This window comes from Kitasatospora sp. NPDC091207, assembly GCF_044768625.1.
GTDB lineage: Bacteria > Actinomycetota > Actinomycetes > Streptomycetales > Streptomycetaceae > Kitasatospora.
Window position 1 is genome coordinate 1 of the sequence record NZ_JBIVVS010000053.1, and the last position, 18,404, is coordinate 18,404.

The following is an 18,404-nucleotide window of genomic DNA, read 5'->3' on the forward strand; positions in this document are numbered from 1 at the left end:
CGGCCCAGCAACAGCTCGTCGCCCAGCGCCTCCGCCAACGACCACGACACGAACGGCGCCAACGCCGCCTCGCACTCCGCCAACCGCGCCGCGAAAACCGGCGAGGACTCCGCGAGTTCACGGGCCATCCCGACCCACTGCGAACCCTGCCCCGGGAACACGAACACCACGTCACCCGGCACCACCCGGCCCCGGACCACACCCTCACCACCGAGCACCGCCAGACCGTCCACCAATCCGGCCCGCTCACCACCCAGCACCACCGCGCGGTGCTCCAGAGCGGCCCGCGACAGCAGCGACCGGCCGACCTGCGCCGGCGTCAGCCCGGTCCGCCCGGCCACGAAGTCCCGCAGCCGCTCGGCCTGCGCGCTCAACGCGGCCGGCGTCCGGCCCGACAGCAGCCACGGCACCGGGCCGGCCACCGCCGGCGGCTCCTCGGCCGGAGCGGCGACCGGCACCTCCTCCAGGATCAGGTGCGCGTTGGTGCCGCTCATGCCGAACGAGGACACACCGGCCCGACGCGGCCGGCCGGCCTCCGGCCACGGACGCGCCTCGGCGAGCAGCTCCACCGCACCCGCCGACCAGTCCACCTCCGGGGACGGCTCGTCCACGTGCAGCGTCGCGGGCAGCACCCCGTGCCGCATCGCCTGCACCATCTTGATCACCCCGGCCACACCCGCGGCGGCCTGGGTGTGCCCGATGTTCGACTTCACCGACCCCAGCCACAACGGCTCACCGGCCCGCTCCCGGCCGTAGGTGGCCAGCAGCGCGTGTGCTTCGATCGGGTCACCGAGACGGGTGCCCGTGCCGTGCGCCTCCACCACGTCCACCTCGGCGGCCGACAGCCCGGCGTTGGCCAGGGCCTGCCGGATCACCCGCTCCTGCGACGGACCGTTCGGCGCCGTCAGCCCGTTCGAGGCACCGTCCTGGTTGATCGCGCTGCCCCGGATGACCGCCAGGACCTCGTGCCCGTTGCGCCGCGCGTCCGACAAGCGCTCCACCATGACCAGGCCGACGCCTTCGGCCAGGCCGAAGCCGTCCGCACCCGAACCGAAGGCCCGGCAACGACCGTCCTCGGACAGTCCGCGCAGGCGGCTGAACTCGATGAACAGCCCGGGGGTGGACATCACGGCGGCGCCACCGGCCAGGGCCAGGTCGCAGTCGCCGGCCCGCAGCGCCTGCACCGCGAGGTGCAGGGCCACCAGCGAGGAGGAGCACGCCGTGTCCACGGTGACCGCGGGGCCCTCCAGCCCGAGCGCGTACGCCACCCGGCCGGAGGCGACACTGCCCGCGCTGCCGGTGACCCGGTAGCCCTCGTAGGCCTCCAGGGCGTGGTCCATCCGCGGGCCGTACTCCTGGGTGGCGACACCGGTGAACACGCCGGTGGCGCTGTGCCGCAGCGTCGCCGGGTCGATCCCGGCGCGCTCGACGACCTCCCAGGCCGTCTCCAGCAGCAGCCGCTGCTGCGGGTCGGCGGCCGCCGCCTCACGGGGTGAGATGCCGAAGAACGCGGCGTCGAACCGGTCCGCGTCGTGCAGGAAACCGCCCTCGCGGGTGTACGAGCGGCCCGCCTCGTCGGGGTCCGCGTGGTAGAGCCGGTCGAGGTCCCAGCCGCGGTTGGTCGGGAGCGACGAGATCACGTCGCCCCCCTCGGCCACCACCTGCCAGAGCTCGCCCGGCGAGCCGATGCCGCCGGGGAAGCGGCAGCCCATCGCCACGATCGCGATCGGCTCGCCCGGGGCGGCGGCCGCGGCCCTCGCCGTCGGTGCGGCGCCGTCGGCGGCGCCCGTCCCGTCGGTCAGCAGGGCCAGCAGGTGGTCGGCGAGGGCGCCCGGCGTGGGGTGGTCGAAGGCCACGGTGCTGGGCAGCCGCAGGCCCGCCGCCGCGTTGAGCCGGTTGCGGAACTCCACGGCGATCAGCGAGTCGAAGCCGAGGGCCTTGAACGCGCCGTCCACCGCGATCCCGGCCGGGTCGGCGTGGCCCAGCGCGGTCGCGGCGCTCGACCGGACCAGGTCCAGCAGGGTCCGGCGGCGGTCGGCCGCGGGCAGCGTGGCCAGCCGGTCGGCCAGGCCGCTCGCACCCGTGGCGGCCGAGGCCCGGCGCAGCGGGGTGCGGATCAGGCCGCGCAGCACGGCGGGCGGCGCCTCGGCGCGGGTGGCCGCCTCGGCGACGGCGATCCGGGCCGGGGCGATCAGCGGACGGCCGTCGGTGAGGGCCGCGTCGAAGAGGGCGAGGCCCTGGTCCGCGCTCATCGGCGCCAGGCCGCCGCGGACCAGGCGGGCCCGGTCGGCGTCGCCGAGCCGCCCGCCCATGCCCTCGCCGTGCGCCCAGAGGCCGGAGAGCAGGGCCTGGGCAGGCAGCCCGAGGGCGTGCCGGTGCTGGGCCAGGGCGTCGAGGAAGGCGTTGGCCGCGCCGTAGCTGCCCTGGCCCGCGGCGCCGACGGTGCTGGCCAGCGAGGAGAAGAGGACGAAGGCGGTGAGGTCGAGGTCGCGGGTGAGCCGGTGCAGGTTCCAGGCCGCGTCGGCCTTCGGGCGCAGCACCGCGTCCAGCTGGTCCGGGCGCAGCCGCTGCACGGAGGCGTCGTCGACGACACCGGCGGCGTGCACCACGGCGGTGAGCGGGTGCGCGGCGGGGAGGCCGGCCAGCAGGGCGGCCAGGGCGTCCGGGTCGGCCGCGTCGCAGGCCGCGGCGGTGACCTCGGCGTCCAGCCCGGCGGTCAGCTCGGCGAGGTCCTCGGCCGGCAGGCCCCGGCGGCCGACGAGCAGCAGGTGCCGGACGCCGTGCGCGGTGACCAGGTGCCGGGCGAGCAGGCGGCCGATCGCGCCGGTGCCGCCGGTGAGCAGGACGGTGCCGTCCGGGTCGAACGGCGAGCGGGTGGGCTCGGCCGCCGTCCTGGCCAGCCGGGGTGCCAGCAGACGGCCGTCGCGGACGGCGAGCTGCGGCTCGTCGGCGGCGAGGGCCGCGCGGAGGGTGTCGTCGGCGACGCTCTCGCCGTCGTGGTCGACGAGCAGGATCCGGCCGGGGTGCTCGATCTGGGCGCTGCGGGCCAGGCCGAGGACGGCGGCCGCGGCCAGGTCGCGGACGTCCTCGGCCGGGCCGGCGGCGACGGCCCGGCGGGTGAGCAGGACGAGGCGGGAGTCGGCCCGGGCCTCCTCGGCGAGGAAGGCCTGGATCAGGCCGAGGGCGGCGCGGGTCAGGGCGTGCGCGCTCTCGGCGGGTGCCTGCGGGTCGCCGGCCAGCGGGACGACGACGGCCGCGGGCACCGGGCCGCCGTCGGCCGGCGGCAGGCCCTGCGCGATGCCGTCCAGGACGGTCCAGGAGCCCGGCCCGGTGGGCTCGGCGGTCGTGCTCCCGGCCGGTGTGATCCAGTCGAGCCGGTAGAGCGGGTCGGTGGCGGCGGGTGCGTGCTGCCCGGGGTCGACCGGGCGCAGCACGAGTTCGTCGATGTCCAGGACGGCGGCGCCGGCCGGGTCGCTCAGTGCGACGGAGACGGAGCCGTCGGGGCCGGCGGGCGTGACCCGCACCCGGACCGCGGTCGCCCCGGCGGCGTGCAGGCGGACGCCGGAGAAGGAGAAGGCGAGCCTGGTCCGCGCCGCTTCGCCGTCGACCAGCAGCACGTGCAGTGCGGCGTCGAGCAGCGCCGGGTGGATGCCGAAGCCCTCGGGCTGGAGGGTGCCGGGGAGGGTGACCTCGGCGAACAGCTCGTCGCCGCGCCGCCAGGCGGCCGTCAGGCCCTGGAAGGCCGGGCCGTAGGCGTAGCCCCGGTCGGCCAGCACGGGGTAGGCGTCCCGGACCGCGAGCGGGACGGCGCCGGCGGGCGGCCAGGCGCCCGGCGCGGTGGGTGCGGCGGCCGGCCCGGTGCTCAGCGCTCCGGTGGCGTGCCAGGTCCACGGGCGTTCGTCGTCGGCCGGCCGCGGCCGCGAGTGGACGGTGACCGGGCGGCGTCCGGCGGCGTCCGGCGGCAGCAGCACCAGCTGGACCTGGATCGCGCCGTCCGCCGGGAGGACCAGCGGGCTCTGCAGGGTGAGGTCCTCCAGGTGGGGGTACCCGCAGCGCAGGCCGGCGTGCAGCGCGAGGTCGACGAGCGCGGAACCGGGCAGGACGACCTCGCCCCGGACCACGTGGTCGGCGAGCCACGGCTGGGCGGCCGTGCCGAGCCGGCCGGTGAGGACCAGCGTGTCGTCGCCCGCGAGGGTGACCGCGGCGCCGACCAGCGGGTGGTCGGCGGCGTCCAGACCGAGCCCGGTCGCGTCGGTCGCGCCCCGGCCGGGTGCCAGCCAGAACCGCTCGCGCTGGAACGGGTAGGTGGGCAGCGGCACGGTCCGGGCGGTGGCGGGGAAGGCGTCGGCCCAGTCGACCTCGACGCCGTTGACGTACGCCTCGGCGAGCGCCCCGAGGAACCGCTCGGGGCCGCCGTGGTCGCGGCGCAGGGTGCCGAGGACCGCGCCGCCGTGCCCCTCGGCCTCCACCGTCTCCTGGATCCCGGGGGTGAGTACGGGGTGCGGGCTGGACTCCACGAAGGTCCGGTGGCCGGCCGCCAGCAGTGCGCGCACGGTGGGCTCGAAGCGGACGACCTGGCGCAGGTTGCGGAACCAGTAGTCGGCGTCCAGTCCGGTGGTCGGCAGGAGTCCGCCGGTGACGGTGGAGTAGAACGCGGTGTGGCCCTCGCGCGGGGTGATCCCGGCCAGGGCGGCGGCCAGCTCCTCCCGGAGCGGGTCGACGGCGGGCGAGTGCGAGGCGTAGTCCACCGGGACGCGCCGGGCGCGGACGCCCTGGGCCAGGCACTGCTCGACGAGTTCGTCGAGGGCGTCGCCCTCGCCGGAGACGACGGTGGCGGACGGGCCGTTGTGGGCCGCGACGCCGATCCGGCCGCCGAACCGCGCGATGCGCTCCTCCACCTGGGCGGTGGGCAGCGGGATCGACGCCATCCCGCCGGTGCCCGCGAGGACGCGCAGGTAGCGGCTGCGCAGCGCGACGACCCGGGCCGCGTCCGCCAGGGAGAGGCCGCCGGCGACGTGGGCGGCGGCGATCTCGCCCTGGGAGTGCCCGATCACGGCCGAGGGGACGACGCCGGCGTGCCGCCAGAGCTTCGCCAGCGACACCATCACCGCGAACAGCGCGGGCTGCACCACGTCGACGCGGTCCAGGGAGGGGGCGCCGGGGGCGCCGTGCAGCACCTCGATCAGCGACCAGTCGGTGTGCGGGGCGAGCGCCTCGGCGCAGGCGGTGAGCTCGGCGCGGAAGACCTCGGAGGCCGTGTACAGCTCGGCGGCCATGCCCTGCCACTGGGAGCCCTGGCCGGGGAAGACGAGCACCGGGCCGTCGGGGGCGCCCGCCGTGCCGGTGGTCAGGTTCGGCGCCGGCAGCTCGCGGACCAGGGCGTCCAGACCGGCGAGCAGCTCCTCGCGGTCGGCGGCGACCACCACGGCGCGGTGGTCGAAGACGGCGCGGCCGGTCAGCGACAGGCCGAGGTCGGCCAGGCCGGCCGTGCCGCGCACGGCCTCGGCGAGGCGCCCGGCCTGGGCGCGCAGCGCGGCGCCGCCGCGTGCGGAGAGCGGGAACGGCAGGGGGCCGGCCGGGGCGGACGGGGCCGCCGGGACCGGGGCCGGCACACTCTCGATGATCAGGTGCGCGTTGGTGCCGCTGATCCCGAAGGAGGACACCGCCGCCCGCCGGGCACGACCGCGCTCGGGCCAGGCCCGGGACTCGGTCAACAGCCGGACGCCGCCCGCGCTCCAGTCCACCCGGCTGGAGGGGGTGTCGGCGTGCAGCGTGCGCGGCAGCGTGCCGTGCCGCATCGCCTGCACCATCTTGATGACGCCGGCCACGCCGGCGGCGGCCTGGGTGTGGCCGATGTTGGTCTTCACCGAGCCGAGCCAGACCGGGTCCGCCGCGGCGCGGTCGTGGCCGTAGGTGGCCAGCAGCGCCTGCGCCTCGATCGGGTCGCCGAGGGCGGTCCCGGTGCCGTGCGCCTCGACGGCGTCCACGCCGGTCGCGGCCAGCCCGGCGCTCGCGAGCGCCTGCCGGATCACCCGCTCCTGGGACGGGCCGTTCGGCGCGGCGAGGCCGTTGGAGGCGCCGTCCTGGTTGACCGCGCTGCCCCGGATCACCGCGAGCACCTCGTGCCCGTTGCGGCGCGCGTCCGAGAGCCGCTCCAGCACCAGCAGGCCGACGCCCTCGCCCCAGCCGGTGCCGTCGGCGCCCTCGGCGAAGGCCTTGCAGCGCCCGTCGGCCGACAGGCCCTGCTGCTTGCCGAACTCGATGAACATGCCGGGCGTCGCCAGCACGGTGGCGCCGCCGGCCAGGGCCAGCGTGCACTCCCCGAGGCGCAGCGACTGGGCGGCCAGGTGCAGGGCCACCAGCGAGGACGAGCAGGCCGTGTCGACGGTGACCGCCGGGCCCTCCAGGCCGAGCACGTAGGCGATCCGCCCGGAGGCGACGCTCGCGGTGTTGCCGGTCAGCAGGTGGCCTTCGAGGTCGGCCGGTGCCTCGTGCAGGCGCGGGCCGTAGTCCTGCGCCGTGGCGCCGACGAACACACCGGTCCGGCTGCCGCGCAGCGCGGCCGGGGCGGCGCCGAGGCGCTCGACGGCCTCCCAGGCGGTCTCCAGCAGCAGCCGCTGCTGCGGGTCCATCGCCAGCGCCTCGCGCGGCGAGATGCCGAAGAACGCCGCGTCGAAGCGGGTCGCGTCGGTCAGGAACGCCCCGGCCGGGTCGTGGCCCTCGTGGGTGTGCAGGCCGGTGAGGTCCCAGCCGCGGTCGTCGGGGAAGCCGGAGACCAGGTCGCGGCCGTCGGACACCGCCTGCCAGAGGGCTTCGGGGGTGTCGATCCCGCCCGCGTACCGGCAGCTCATGGCGACGATCGCGATCGGCTCGTCGCCCGCGGCGCCGGGCAGCGGCGCGCCGGGCTGCCGGACGGCGACCGCGGCGGGCTCGCCGTAGAGCAGTCCGGAGAGGTGGTCGGCCAGCCGCAGCGGGGTGGGGTGGTCGAAGACCAGGGAGTCCGGGAGCCGCAGCCGGGTGGCGGCGGCCAGCCGGTCGCGCAGCTCGACGGCGGTGAGCGAGTCGAGGCCGAGTTCGCGGAAGGTGAGCCGGGCGTCGACCTCGCCGGGGGTCTCGTAGTCGAGGACGGCGGCGACCTGGGCCCGGATCTGCCGCAGCAGCGCCCGGTCGTCCCGTCGCTCGGCGACCGGCTCGTCCGCCGCCGGCGCCGCCCGGACGGCCGGGGCGGTCGCGGCGGCCGGACCCGCGGCGGTGTCCAGCCAGAAGCGGCGGCGCTGGAAGGCGTAGGTGGGGAGGTCGACGGGGCGGGGGTCGTGGCCCGCGAAGACGGCGTCCCAGTCGGGCCGCGCACCGGCCGTGTAGAGCCGGGCCACGGCAGCCAGCAGGGTCTCCGCGTCGTCGCGGTCGCGGCGCAGGGCCGGGGCGAGCGTGCCCCGGGCGCCGCTCTGCCGGGCCATCCCGCAGAGCACGCCGTCCGGGCCCAGTTCGACGAACCGGGTCACCCCCTGGTCGTTCAGGGTGGCGACACCGTCGGCGAAGCGGACCGCCTCACGGACCTGACGCACCCAGTAGTCCGGGGTCGACAGCAGACCGGGCTCGGCAACGGCCCCGGTCAGGTTGGAGACGATCGGGAGCGTCGGCTCGGCGAAGGTCAACTCCGCCAGGACGGCCGAGAATTCGGCCAGCATCGGCTCCATCAGCACCGAGTGGAAGGCGTGCGACACCGTCAGCCGGTGGGTCTTGCGGCCCTGGGCGGCCCAGCCGGCCGCGAACTCCTCCACCACCTCGGCGGGGCCCGACACCACCACCGAAGTCGGCCCGTTGACCGCCGCGACAGCCAGCCGGTCGCCGATCTCCGCCCGTACCTCGGCCTCGGACGCCTCCACGGCCAGCATCGCGCCGCCGGCCGGCAACGCCTGCATCAGCCGGCCGCGCGCCGCCACCAGGGCGCAGGCGTCCGGGACGGACAGCACGCCTGCGCAGTGCGCGGCGGCGACCTCGCCGATCGAGTGCCCGAGCAGCACGTCCGGGGTCACGCCCCAGGAGGTGAGCAGGCGGAACAGTGCCACCTCGACGACGAACAGGCCCGCCTGGGTCCAGCTCGTCCGGTCGAGGTCGGTGCCCTCGAACACGGCGTCCCGGACCGAGCCGCCGAGCCGCGGGTCGAGTTCGGCGCACAGCTCGTCGAACGCGGCCGCGAACACCGGGTAGGTGGCGTGGAGCCCGCGGGCCATCCCGGCGCGCTGCGAGCCCTGGCCGGTGAACAGGAACGCGGTGGCGCCCCCGGCCGTCCCGGCCTCGTCCGTCCCGCCGTCGTCCGCCTCGCCGGTGACCACACCGCGCACGGGCTCCCCGGCGGCCAGCGCGCCGAGCCGGCGCAGCAGTTCCTCCCGGGTGCGCCCGACCACGGCCGCCCGGCGGCCGAAGGCCGTCCGGGTGGTCGCGAGGGAGTGGCCGATGTCCGCCGGGTCGGCGCCGGGGGCCGCCTCCAGGTGGGCGCGCAGCCGGGCGGCCTGGTCGCGCACCGCGTCGTCCGTACGGCCGGAGAGCGGCCAGAGCACCGGCGCGTCGGGCCCGGCGGTCCGCTCGCGCCCGGCCGGGGCCCGGCCGGGCCATTCGGCGAGCACCACGTGGCAGTTGGTGCCGCCCATGCCGAACGCGCTCACGCCGGCGATCCGCGGGCCCTCGGGCCAGGGTTCGAGCGCGGTCTGCACCCGCAGGCCGAGTTCGTCCAGCGGGATCCGCGGGTTGGGGCGTTCGAAGTTCAGGCTCGGCGGAAGCTGCCGGTTGGCCACCGCCAGGACGGCCTTCAGCAGGCCGGCCGCGCCGGCCGCGCCTTCGAGGTGGCCGATGTTCGTCTTGGCGGACCCGACCCGCAGCGCCGTGCCGGGGGTGCGGCCCGCGCCGAGGACGCTGCCGAGGGCGGCCGCCTCGACCGGGTCGCCGACGGCGGTTCCGGTGCCGTGCAGCTCGACGTAGCGCACGGCGTCGGGCGCCAGGCCGGCCCGGCGGTAGGCGGCGCTCAGCACGTCGGCCTGCGCCTCGGGGCTGGGGGTGGTCAGGCTCGCGCCGCCGCCGTCGTTGTTGACCGCGCTGCCGCGGATGACGCAGTAGATCCGGTCGCCGTCGGCGACGGCCCGGGCCACCGTCTTGAGCGCGACGACCACACCGCCCTCACCGCGGACGTAGCCGTTGGCGCGCTCGTCGAAGGTGTAGCAGCGGCCGTCCGGCGAGAGCGCGCCGAACCGGGCCGCGCCGACCGTGCTCTCCGGGGCGGCGATGAGGTGCACGCCGCCCGCCAGCGCGAGGGTCGCCTCGCCGCGCCGCAGGCTGTCGGCGGCCACGTGCACCGCGACCAGGGAGGACGACTGCCCGGCGTCGACGGTCATGCTGGGCCCGCGCAGCCCGACGGCGTAGGAGACCCGGTTGGCGATCAGGCCGCGCTGCAGGCCGGCCAGCGAGTGCGGGCCGAGCTGCGCGGTGCCGCCGCGCTGGGCGAGGGTGGCGTAGTCGGAGGCCATCACGCCGACGAACACGCCCGTCCGGCTGCCGCGCAGGACGTCCGGCACGACCCGGGCGTCCTCCAGCGCCTCCCAGCTCAGCTCCAGCATGAGCCGCTGCTGCGGGTCCATGGCGGTGGCCTCGCGCGGCGAGATGCCGAAGAAGCCCGGGTCGAACCCGTCGATCCGGTCGAGGAAGCCGCCGCGGCGCGGCACGTCCTCGCCGGCGAGGTCCCCCCGGTCGAGGGGGAGGTCGCCGATCGCGTCCACGCCGTCGCACAGCAGTTTCCAGAAGGCTCGCGGTGTCGCGGCGCCCGGCAGTCGGCAGGCGAGTCCTACGACGGCGATGGCAGCGTCATCGGCATGAACCTCAGGCATGGGACACCTCAACACTTAATGCGCCGGAAATAGCCGTACGAAGAGCACAGGTGGCACGCCGAGGGCGTCGACCTGGAGGATCGGGCGTTTCGCAAGGGCCATCGGGTGGGGCCGGGAGGTGTGCCACTTCTCACCTGATGGCGCATCGTCCGCGAGCCTAGGGAGCGAACCCATCGGCACCAACCCCTAAGCGGAGCGGGCGGCGACCCCCCGGTCCCGGCCCCGCACAGTTAGGGGTTCGGTCCGGGGACGTTCGACGGGCCCGGCCGGTTCACCGGTCCTTGCGCTGGAACGAACGGATCGACAGCGGTACGAAGACCACCAGCAGGCCCACCGACCAGAGCACCGTCGCGGCCACCGCGTGCTCCAGCGGCCAGGCCTGCGAGCCCGTCACCGTCCCCGGGTTGCCGAACAGCTGGCGGCAGGCGGCGGTGAGCGCGCTGAGCGGGTTCCACTCGGCGATGAAGCGCAGCCAGGCGGGCATCCCGTCGGTCGGCACGAACGCGTTGGACAGCATGGTGACCGGCAGCACCAGCAGCGACAGCTGCTGGGCGACCTGCTCGTTGGCCACCTTCAGCCCCGAGTAGCAGCCGGCCCAGCTCAGGGCGTAGCGCATCAGGACGAGCAGGCCGAACCCGCCGAGGGCGGACAGCAGGCCGTTCTCCGCGCGCCAGCCGACCAGCAGGCCGGCGCCCGCCATGATGGCCATCCCGAGCAGGCCGCCGATGATGTCGGAGGCGGTGTGCCCGAAGGCGACGGCGACGCGCGACATCGGCATCGAGCGGAACCGGCTCATCAGCCCCCGGGAGACGTCGGTGGCGACCCGGCCGATCACCGCGACCACCGAACTGGCCGTCACCATGGCGAACAGCCCCGGCATCAGGTAGGCGCGGTAGTCGCCGCCGCCCGGCACCTGGATCGCGCTGCCGAAGACGTAGCCGAACAGCAGCACCATGACGGCGGGGAAGATCAGGGCGGTGATCAGCTCGCCCGGCTCCTGCCGGAGCCGGCTGAACTCGCGCCCGACCAGGACGGAGCCGTCCGCCAGGGCCCAGCGCAGCCGGGTGACGGGGGACCGGCGGGAAACGGAGGTGGTCTTGACGGTCATCAGGCGTTGTCCTTGACTCGTTCGTCGGCGGCCGATCGGTCGGTGAGACGCAGGAACACCTCGTCGAGGGTGGGGCGGCGCAGGCTGATGTCGGCGACGCCCACACCCGCCCGGTCCAGCTCCCGCACGACGTCGGCGACCCGCACGGTGCCGCCCGCGGTCGGCACGCTGAGGCTGTTGTCCCCGGTGGTCGCCGGTTCGGCCCCGGCCAGCCGGTGCAGCACGGCGACGGCGTCCGGCAGCAGCGCCGAGTCCTCCACGACGACGTCGAACCGGTCGCCGATCATGGACTTGAGCTCGTCGGGAGTCCCGTTGGCGATCACCCGGCCGTCGTCCACCACCGCGATGTCGTCGGCCAGTTGGTCCGCCTCGTCCAGGTACTGGGTGGTGAGCAGCACGGTCGTGCCGTCGGCGACGAGTTCGCGCACGCAGTCCCAGATCTCGCCGCGGCTGCGCGGGTCGAGTCCGGTGGTCGGCTCGTCGAGGAACAGCACCTGGGGACGCAGGATGAGGCTGGCGACCAGGTCGAGCCGACGCCGCATGCCGCCGGAGTAGCCGCGCACCTGCCGGTCGGCCGCCTCCATCAGGCCGAAGCGCTCCAGGAGTTCGTCGGCCCGCTGGTGCACCTCGCGCCGGGGCAGGTGGTACAGGCGACCGAACATCCGCAGGTTGCCGCGTCCGGTCAGCTTCTCGTCGACGGCGGCGTACTGGCCGGCCAGGCCGATCAGCGAGCGCACCCGGTCGGCGTCGCGGACGACGTCCAGCCCGGCGATCCGGGCGTGCCCCGCGTCGGGGTCCATCAGCGTCGCGAGGATCCGCACCGCGGTGGTCTTGCCCGCGCCGTTGGGGCCGAGCACGCCGCAGACCGTCCCGGCGGGGACGCTGAGTTCGAGGCCGCGCAGCGCGTGCACCTCGCCGAAGCGCTTGTGCAGTCCTTCGGCAAGGACGATCGGGTCCGCCATCATTCCTCCACTGGGTGTGCCGTGGGCGAGGGTGTGCCCCGGGCGCGTGCGTGCCGTGCGCGGTCGTGCTCCGGTCGCGGCCGCCCCGGCGGGAGCCGTGCGCTGCCGCGGGATCAGCTCGCCGACAACGGGAACTCCCGCAGTCCGCGAATGATGAAGGAGCCCCGTCTGCGGACCGGGCCGGCCTGCCGCAGCCGGGGCAGGCGGGTGACCAGGGTCTGGTAGGCGACCTCCGCCTCGAACCGGGCCAGCGGCGCGCCGAGGCAGTAGTGGATGCCCGCCGAGAACGCCAGCGTGTCGTTGCGGCTGACCCGGGTGATGTCGAAGCGGGCGGGGTCGGTGAAGACCTCCGGGTCCCGGTTGGCCCCGGCGGCCACGATCGCCAGCTCGCCGTCGACGGGCAGGGCGACGCCCGCCAGCTCGACCGGCTCGTGCGCGATCCGCCGGTAGGTCTGCACCGGCGGGTCGTGACGCAGGGTCTCGGAGACCACGCCCTGGGCCAGTTCGGGGTTCTCGGCCACCATCCGCCACTGCTCGGGGTGGCGCAGCAGTGCCAGCACGCCGTTGCCGATCAGGTTGACGGTCGTCTCGGTGCCCGCGAGCGGCAGGAACATGCACAGGGGCAGCAGCTCCGCCATGGTCAGGCTGCCGTCGTCGACCATCGGCAGCATCCGGCTGATCATGTCGTCGCGCGGGTCGGCCCGGCGCTGCTCGACGACGCGGGTGAACAGCTCGGTCATCCCCGCGAGCGCGGTGTCGACGCCGCGCGCCTTCTCGTAGGTGACCACACCGTCCAGCAGCGGGACGATCTCCCGGCTGAGCAGGTGGAACCGGTCGCGGTCCTCCTCGGGGATGCCGACCAGGTCGCCGATCACCGCGGTCGGCAGGTGGTGGGCGAAGGCGGTCATCAGGTCGAACCGGTCGCCGCCCGCCAGGATGTCGTCGATCAGCCGGTGGCAGATCTTCTCCGCCCGGCCCCGCCAACGGTCCACCATGCGGGGGTTGAGCGTGGGCATGGTCAGCCGGCGCAGCCGGGTGTGCTCGGGCGGGTCGAGGCCGAGCATGGAGTTGTCGAAGTTCATGAACTCCGGCACCTTCTCGCCGTTCGCCTTCCGCACGCCGAACCGCTTGTCCCGCAGTACCTGGTTGGCGAGTTCGTGGTTGGTGGTGACCCACGTCCCCAGCGGACTGCGGTAGAGCGCGCCGCGCGCCCTGATCTCCTCGTAGGCCGGGTAGGGGTTGTCCGGGGCGCTCAGCACCTTCGCGTAGGGATCGCCCTGGGCGGCGAGCTTGCGCACCAGATCGTGGAAGAAGCGCATCTGCGCCCGGAGTTGCCGCTCGTTGGACTCCACCGTCACGTGCTCCTCCAGCCTCCCGCAACCTCCCGCAGACGGGGCCGAGCGTAGGCACCGGCCGCCCCGGGCCGACACCCCTAACCGGGGCCGCCGGCGCCGAAATAGGGGCCGGGCCGGGAGTGTCGGGGCGGGAGTGCCGGGGCGGCGCGCCGACGACCGGCGGGCGGGTGCGGCCCTCCGGGTGTCAACCGTTCGGTCGCGGGAAGTTCCACCGTACGGATATCACCGGGTCGATCCGCGCGACGCGCTGCGGGCCGGACACTGGTCGGACCTCAGAGAACGGAGAGCGACACCGTGCCAGCGATCGTCGTATCGAACCTACGGATGCAGTACGGCCAGAAGGTCGTCGTGGACGACATCTCGTTCGAGGTCGAGGAGGGGGAGATCTTCGGGATCCTCGGTCCCAACGGGGCGGGGAAGACCACGACGGTCGAGTGCATCGCGGGCCTGCGCAAGCCGGTCGGCGGCAGCGTCTCGGTGCACGGCCTCGACCCCCGGCGCGACGCCACCGAGCTGCGCCGCATCCTGGGCATGCAGCTGCAGAAGAGCGAGATGCCGGACAAGTTGCGGGTCTCCGAGGCGATGGAGCTGTACGCCTCCTTCTACGAGGACCACGCCGACTGGCGCGAGCTGCTCGCGGAGCTGAACCTCCTGGACAAGATCGACAGCCCGTTCCACAGCCTCTCCGGCGGCCAGAAGCAGCGGCTGTCGATCGCCCTGGCGCTGGTCGGCAACCCGAAGGTCGCCGTCCTGGACGAGCTGACCACCGGGCTGGACCCGGCGGCCCGCCGGGACACCTGGGAGTTGATCGAGCAGGTCCGCGCGCGCGGCATCACCGTCGTCCTGGTCACCCACTTCATGGAGGAGGCCGAGCGGCTCTGCGACCGGCTGGCCCTGATCGACGGCGGCAAGATCGTCGCGCTGGACTCCCCGGCCGGCCTGGTGGCCGGGGTGGGCGCCGAGCAGAAGGTGCGCTTCCGGCCGACCTCCCGGCTCGACGACGAGATCCTCACCTCGCTCCCGGAGGTGACCTCCGTGGAGCGGCACGGCTCCCAGGTGGAGGTCACCGGCACCGGCAACCTGGTGTACGCGGTCACCTCGGCGCTGGCCCGCAACCAGATCGTCGCCGCCGACCTGCGGGCCGAACTGGCCAGTCTGGAGGACGCGTTCCTCGCCCTGACCGGTCGCCGGTTCGACCACCCCACGCGCTGACCTCCCGGCCCCCGAAGCAGACCCCCGACCCCTCAGAAGGAGACCCCCCGTGCGGGCGATGAACCGGCTCACGGCCGTGGAGTTCAAACTCTTCCTGCGAGACCCAGCCGCGTACTTCTGGACGCTCCTCTTCCCGGTCGTCCTCGTGGTGATCATCGGAAGCATCCCGTCCTCCCGTGAGATCAACGTGGAGCTCGGCCAGCGCGGCATCGACTACTTCACGCCCGTCCTGGTGGTGCTGGCCTTCGCGCTGACCGGCCTGTTCATCACACCGACCTACCTGGTGAGCTACCGCGAGAAGGGCATCCTGCGCCGGCTCTCGACGACGCCGGTGGGCCCGGCCCGGGTGCTGGTGGCCCAGCTCGTGGTCCAGACGACCGTCGCCGTCGCCACCACGATCCTGGTGCTCGCCACCTCGCGCGTGCTCTGGGACGTCAAGCTGCCCGGCAACCCGGCCGGCTTCGTGATCGCGTTCCTGCTCTCGGTCACGGCGGTGCTGTCCATCGGGCTGTTCCTCGCGTCGGTGATCAAGACCAGCAAGGCCGCCACCGGCGCGGGCAGCATGCTGTTCTTCCCGCTGATGTTCTTCGCCGGCCTCTACGTGCCCCGGGAGCAGATGCCCGACGCGCTCGTCAGGATCGGTGACTACACCCCGCTCGGCGCCTCCGTCCAGGCCTTCGGCGACGTCGCCAAGGGCCACTGGCCCGGCCTGACCGCCGTGCTGGTCCTGCTCGCCTACTCGGTGGCCTTCGGCGCCGCGGCGGCGCGGCTGTTCCGCTGGGAATAGGCTGAGTTCGTGATCGCGTACGGTCGCAGCGCACCCGGGGGGCCGATGACCAGCACGACCGGCACGACCGGCGACGAACCGGGCGACCTGCGCCGCTTCCTGACCCCGCTCCCCCTCGCGCTGCTGGGCGTGGCCACCGTGCTGTGCCTCGTCCAGCCCGAGGAGGGCGCGGCGAACGCGCGGGTGACCGTCGTCCCGCTGGTCGTGGTGACCGCCGCGTGGACCCTGGCCATGTACACCCTGCGGTCACCGGCGTGGACCGGCCGCACCGGGCCGATGCTGACCTACGTGGCGGTCCAGCAGGTGCTGGCCGCGCTGCTGATGACGCGGCACCCGATCTTCTTCGTGTTCGCCGTGATCGGGTTCGTCCAGGCCTACGACCTGCTGCCGCGCCAGTGGGCCTTCCTCAGCGTCGGCGCCACCTCGCTGATGATCAATCTGATCCCCGGCGGGGTGCCGGACACCTCGAAGCGGATCGCGATCGCGGCCGCGTCGGTGTGCCTGCAGACCTGCCTGATCGGCCTGTTCGGCAACGTCTCGCAGCGGTTCAACGAACGCAGCGAGGAACGCCGGCGGCTGGTCGCCAAGCTGACGGCGGTGATCGCGGAGAACAACGGCCTGCACGCCCAGTTGCTCACCCAGGCCCGGGAGGCGGGCATCCAGGACGAGCGCCAGCGGATGGCCCGGGAGATCCACGACACCATCGCCCAGGGGCTGGCCGGGATCATCACCCAGCTCCAGGCCGCCGACCGGGCCCGGCCGCAACCCGACCGGCACGAGTGGCACCTGGAACAGGCCCGGACCCTGGCCCGGGAGAGCCTCGCGGCGGCCCGCCGGTCGGTGGCCGCGCTCCAGCCGGTGGAGCTCGACGAGGCCCACCTGCCGAGCGCGATCCACGACCTGGCCCAGCGCTGGTCGGCCCGCGAGTCCGTCCCGTCCTGCGTCGAGGCCACCGGCGACCCGGTCCCGCTGCTGACCGAGATCGAGGTCGCCCTGTTCCGGGTCGCCCAGGAGACGCTCGCGAACATCGCGAAGCACGCCGGTGCCAGTAAGGTCAGGCTGACCATTTCCTACCTGGAGGACACGGTCATGCTGGACGTTCACGACGACGGTGTCGGCTTCACCGTGACCGAGCACGACGACCCGCCGGCGGCGGACGGCGAGGGCGGCTACGGGCTCCACGGTCTGCGCCGACGGCTCGACCGGGTGCTCGGGACGCTCACCGTCGAGAGCACGCCGGGCGCGGGCACCGCGGTCAACGCGAGCGTGCCCGCGATCCGCCGGGGCGGCGACGCATGACCGGACAGCCCGCCCGGGTACGGCTCCTGATCGTGGACGACCACCCGATCGTCCGCGACGGCCTGCGCGGCGCGTTCACCGGCAGCCCCGAGTTCGAGGTGGTCGGCGAGGCCGGCAACGGCGCCGAAGCCCTCGACCTGGTCGCCGAATTGGATCCCGACCTGGTGCTGATGGACCTGCGCATGCCGGTGATGGACGGCGTCACCGCGATCCACCGGCTCGGCGAGACCGCCCCGCGGGTCCGGGTCCTGGTGCTGACCACCTTCGACACCGACAACGACGTGCTGCCCGCGATCGAGGCCGGCGCCACCGGCTACCTGCTCAAGGACGCGCCCACCGAGGAGCTGCTGCGCGCGGCCCGGGTGGCGGCGCGCGGCGAGGCGATGCTCTCCCCCACCATCACCAAGCGCCTGATGGACCGGGTCCGGCGGCCCGGCAACGGCGTGCTGAGCGCGCGCGAGCTGGAGGTGATGCGCCTCGTCGCCCACGGGTCCTCCAACAAGGAGGTCGCGAGCGCGCTCTTCATCACCGAGGCCAGCGTGAAGACCCATCTGCTGCGCATCTACGACAAGCTCGGGGTGCGGGACCGGGCGGGCGCGGTCGGCGAGGCGTTCCGGCGCGGTCTGGTGACCTGAGCCGGGACGCCCGCCGACCGGCCCCCGAACCGCGGCGGCGGTCCGGGGGCCGGGGCCCTCAGCCCCCGAGTTCGTCGTCGATCAGCGCGAAGATGTCCTCCGCCGTCGCCGACTCCAGATCGCTGTCGTCGTGGGCGTCGAGCGGGCCGTCGGCGTCCCGCAGCCGGTCCAGCAGCAGCTCCAGCCGGGTGCGGATCCCGGACCGTTCCGCCCCGGCCAGGGCGACCAGTTCGGCCTCCATCCCGGTCAGTCTGCCGAGCAGGTCCTCGGCCGGGCTGACGACGGGCAGCAGGCTCTCCCGCAGGTAGCGGGCGAGCGCACCGGGGGTGGGGTGGTCGAAGACCAGGGTCGGGGGCAGCCGCAGACCGGTGGCGGTGTTCAGCCGGTTGCGCAGCTCGACCGAGGTCAGCGAGTCGAACCCGAGGTCCTTGAACGGCCGGTCGGCCGCGACGGCGTCCGCCGAACCGTGCCCGAGGACCACCGCCGCGTTCCCGGTGACCAGGTCGAGCAGCACCGCGTCGCGCTGCGCCTCGGCCATCAGCGCCAGCCGCTCGGACAGGGCCGGACCGTCCGTGCCCCGGTTGTCGGCGGCCCGGCGGGCCGGGCCCTGGACCAGGGCGCGCAGCAGCACGGGCACCGGGTGGGCGCCGGAGCGCAGCACGCCCAGGTCGAGGTCGACCGGCACGAGGTGCGCCCGCCCCGTGCCGCGCGCGCGGTCGAACAGCGCGAGCGCCCGGGGGGTGGACAGCGGTGCGCTGAGGCTGCCGGCCCTGGTCTGGTCGACCCGTCCCAGGTGGCCGGTGAGGGCGCTCGCCTGCTCCCACAGACCCCACGCCAACGACTGACCCACCAACCCCGACGCCACCCGACGCGCCATCAACGCGTCCAGGAACGCGTTCGCCGCCGCGTAGTTCGCCTGACCACCCGAACCGAACGTCCCCGCCACCGACGAGAACACCACGAACAACGACAGATCCACACCCGCCGTCAACTCGTCCAGATTCACCACCGCGTCCACCTTCGGACGCAACACCCCCGACAACCGCTCCGCCGTCAACCCACCGAACACACCGTCGTCCAACACCCCCGCCGCATGCACCACACCCGTCAACGCACGCCCAAGACCACCCAACACCCCCGCCAACGCCGACCGGTCCGCAGCGTCACA

Annotated in this window: 9 protein-coding genes; 4 read left to right on the forward strand and 5 right to left on the reverse strand. The window is 74.8% G+C overall.

Translation table 11 applies throughout. The annotated features are described in order from the left end of the window. The 4 genes from ACIQTO_RS37685 to ACIQTO_RS37700 all read right to left on the reverse strand — a co-directional run. Positions 1 to 9,878, reverse strand: a 9,878-nt coding sequence (locus ACIQTO_RS37685) for an SDR family NAD(P)-dependent oxidoreductase (protein WP_402398125.1), incomplete at its 3' end; no start/stop codon positions are given. A 271-nt stretch (positions 9,879 to 10,149) separates the two neighbouring features. Further along, positions 10,150 to 10,986: an ABC transporter permease gene (locus ACIQTO_RS37690; RefSeq protein WP_402398127.1), complete on the reverse strand. Its 837-nt coding sequence runs from the start codon at positions 10,984 to 10,986 to the stop codon at positions 10,150 to 10,152. Beyond that, a complete protein-coding gene (locus tag ACIQTO_RS37695) occupies positions 10,986 to 11,948 on the reverse strand; it encodes an ATP-binding cassette domain-containing protein (RefSeq protein WP_402398129.1) in 963 nt (320 codons plus the stop codon). Before ACIQTO_RS37695 ends, ACIQTO_RS37690 begins: the two co-directional genes overlap by 1 nt. 113 nt (positions 11,949 to 12,061) lie before the next feature. Next, the gene (locus ACIQTO_RS37700; protein WP_402398130.1) at positions 12,062 to 13,300 is read right to left on the reverse strand and encodes a cytochrome P450; all 1,239 of its coding nucleotides are present in this window, start codon (positions 13,298 to 13,300) and stop codon (positions 12,062 to 12,064) included. A 297-nt stretch (positions 13,301 to 13,597) separates the two neighbouring features. Here ACIQTO_RS37700 and ACIQTO_RS37705 point away from each other — a divergent pair, with 297 nt between their 5' ends. The 4 genes from ACIQTO_RS37705 to ACIQTO_RS37720 are packed head-to-tail and all read left to right on the forward strand — an operon-like array spanning position 13,598 to position 17,236. After that, positions 13,598 to 14,515, forward strand: coding sequence for an ABC transporter ATP-binding protein (locus ACIQTO_RS37705; protein ID WP_402398132.1), 918 nt, complete (start codon positions 13,598 to 13,600; stop codon positions 14,513 to 14,515). 58 nt (positions 14,516 to 14,573) lie between these two features. Continuing rightward, positions 14,574 to 15,302 carry an ABC transporter permease gene (locus tag ACIQTO_RS37710; RefSeq protein WP_402398137.1) on the forward strand — a complete coding sequence of 243 codons (729 nt, stop codon included), beginning with the start codon at positions 14,574 to 14,576 and terminating at the stop codon, positions 15,300 to 15,302. 45 nt (positions 15,303 to 15,347) lie between these two features. Beyond that, entirely contained in the window at positions 15,348 to 16,601 is a 1,254-nt protein-coding gene (locus tag ACIQTO_RS37715; protein ID WP_402398134.1) for a sensor histidine kinase, read from the forward strand. Further along, on the forward strand, positions 16,598 to 17,236 hold the full coding sequence (locus ACIQTO_RS37720) for a response regulator (protein ID WP_402398135.1): 639 nt from the start codon (positions 16,598 to 16,600) through the stop codon (positions 17,234 to 17,236). The genes ACIQTO_RS37715 and ACIQTO_RS37720 overlap by 4 nt, the downstream gene beginning before the upstream one ends. Before the next feature lie 58 nt (positions 17,237 to 17,294). Here the strand turns inward: ACIQTO_RS37720 and ACIQTO_RS37725 are convergent, their stop codons facing one another. Beyond that, the gene (locus ACIQTO_RS37725) at positions 17,295 to 18,371 is read right to left on the reverse strand and encodes a KR domain-containing protein (RefSeq protein ID WP_402398139.1); all 1,077 of its coding nucleotides are present in this window, start codon (positions 18,369 to 18,371) and stop codon (positions 17,295 to 17,297) included. Positions 18,372 to 18,404: the final 33 nt, after the last annotated feature.

Coding starts and splice junctions, on each gene's coding strand:
- ACIQTO_RS37710 (WP_402398137.1), top strand. CDS start 14,574: ATGAACCGGCTCACGGCCGTGGAGTTCAAACTCTTCCTGCGAGACCCA.
- ACIQTO_RS37715 (WP_402398134.1), top strand. CDS start 15,348: ATGACCAGCACGACCGGCACGACCGGCGACGAACCGGGCGACCTGCGC.
- ACIQTO_RS37720 (WP_402398135.1), top strand. CDS start 16,598: ATGACCGGACAGCCCGCCCGGGTACGGCTCCTGATCGTGGACGACCAC.
- ACIQTO_RS37695 (WP_402398129.1), bottom strand. CDS start 11,948: ATGGCGGACCCGATCGTCCTTGCCGAAGGACTGCACAAGCGCTTCGGC.
- ACIQTO_RS37690 (WP_402398127.1), bottom strand. CDS start 10,986: ATGACCGTCAAGACCACCTCCGTTTCCCGCCGGTCCCCCGTCACCCGG.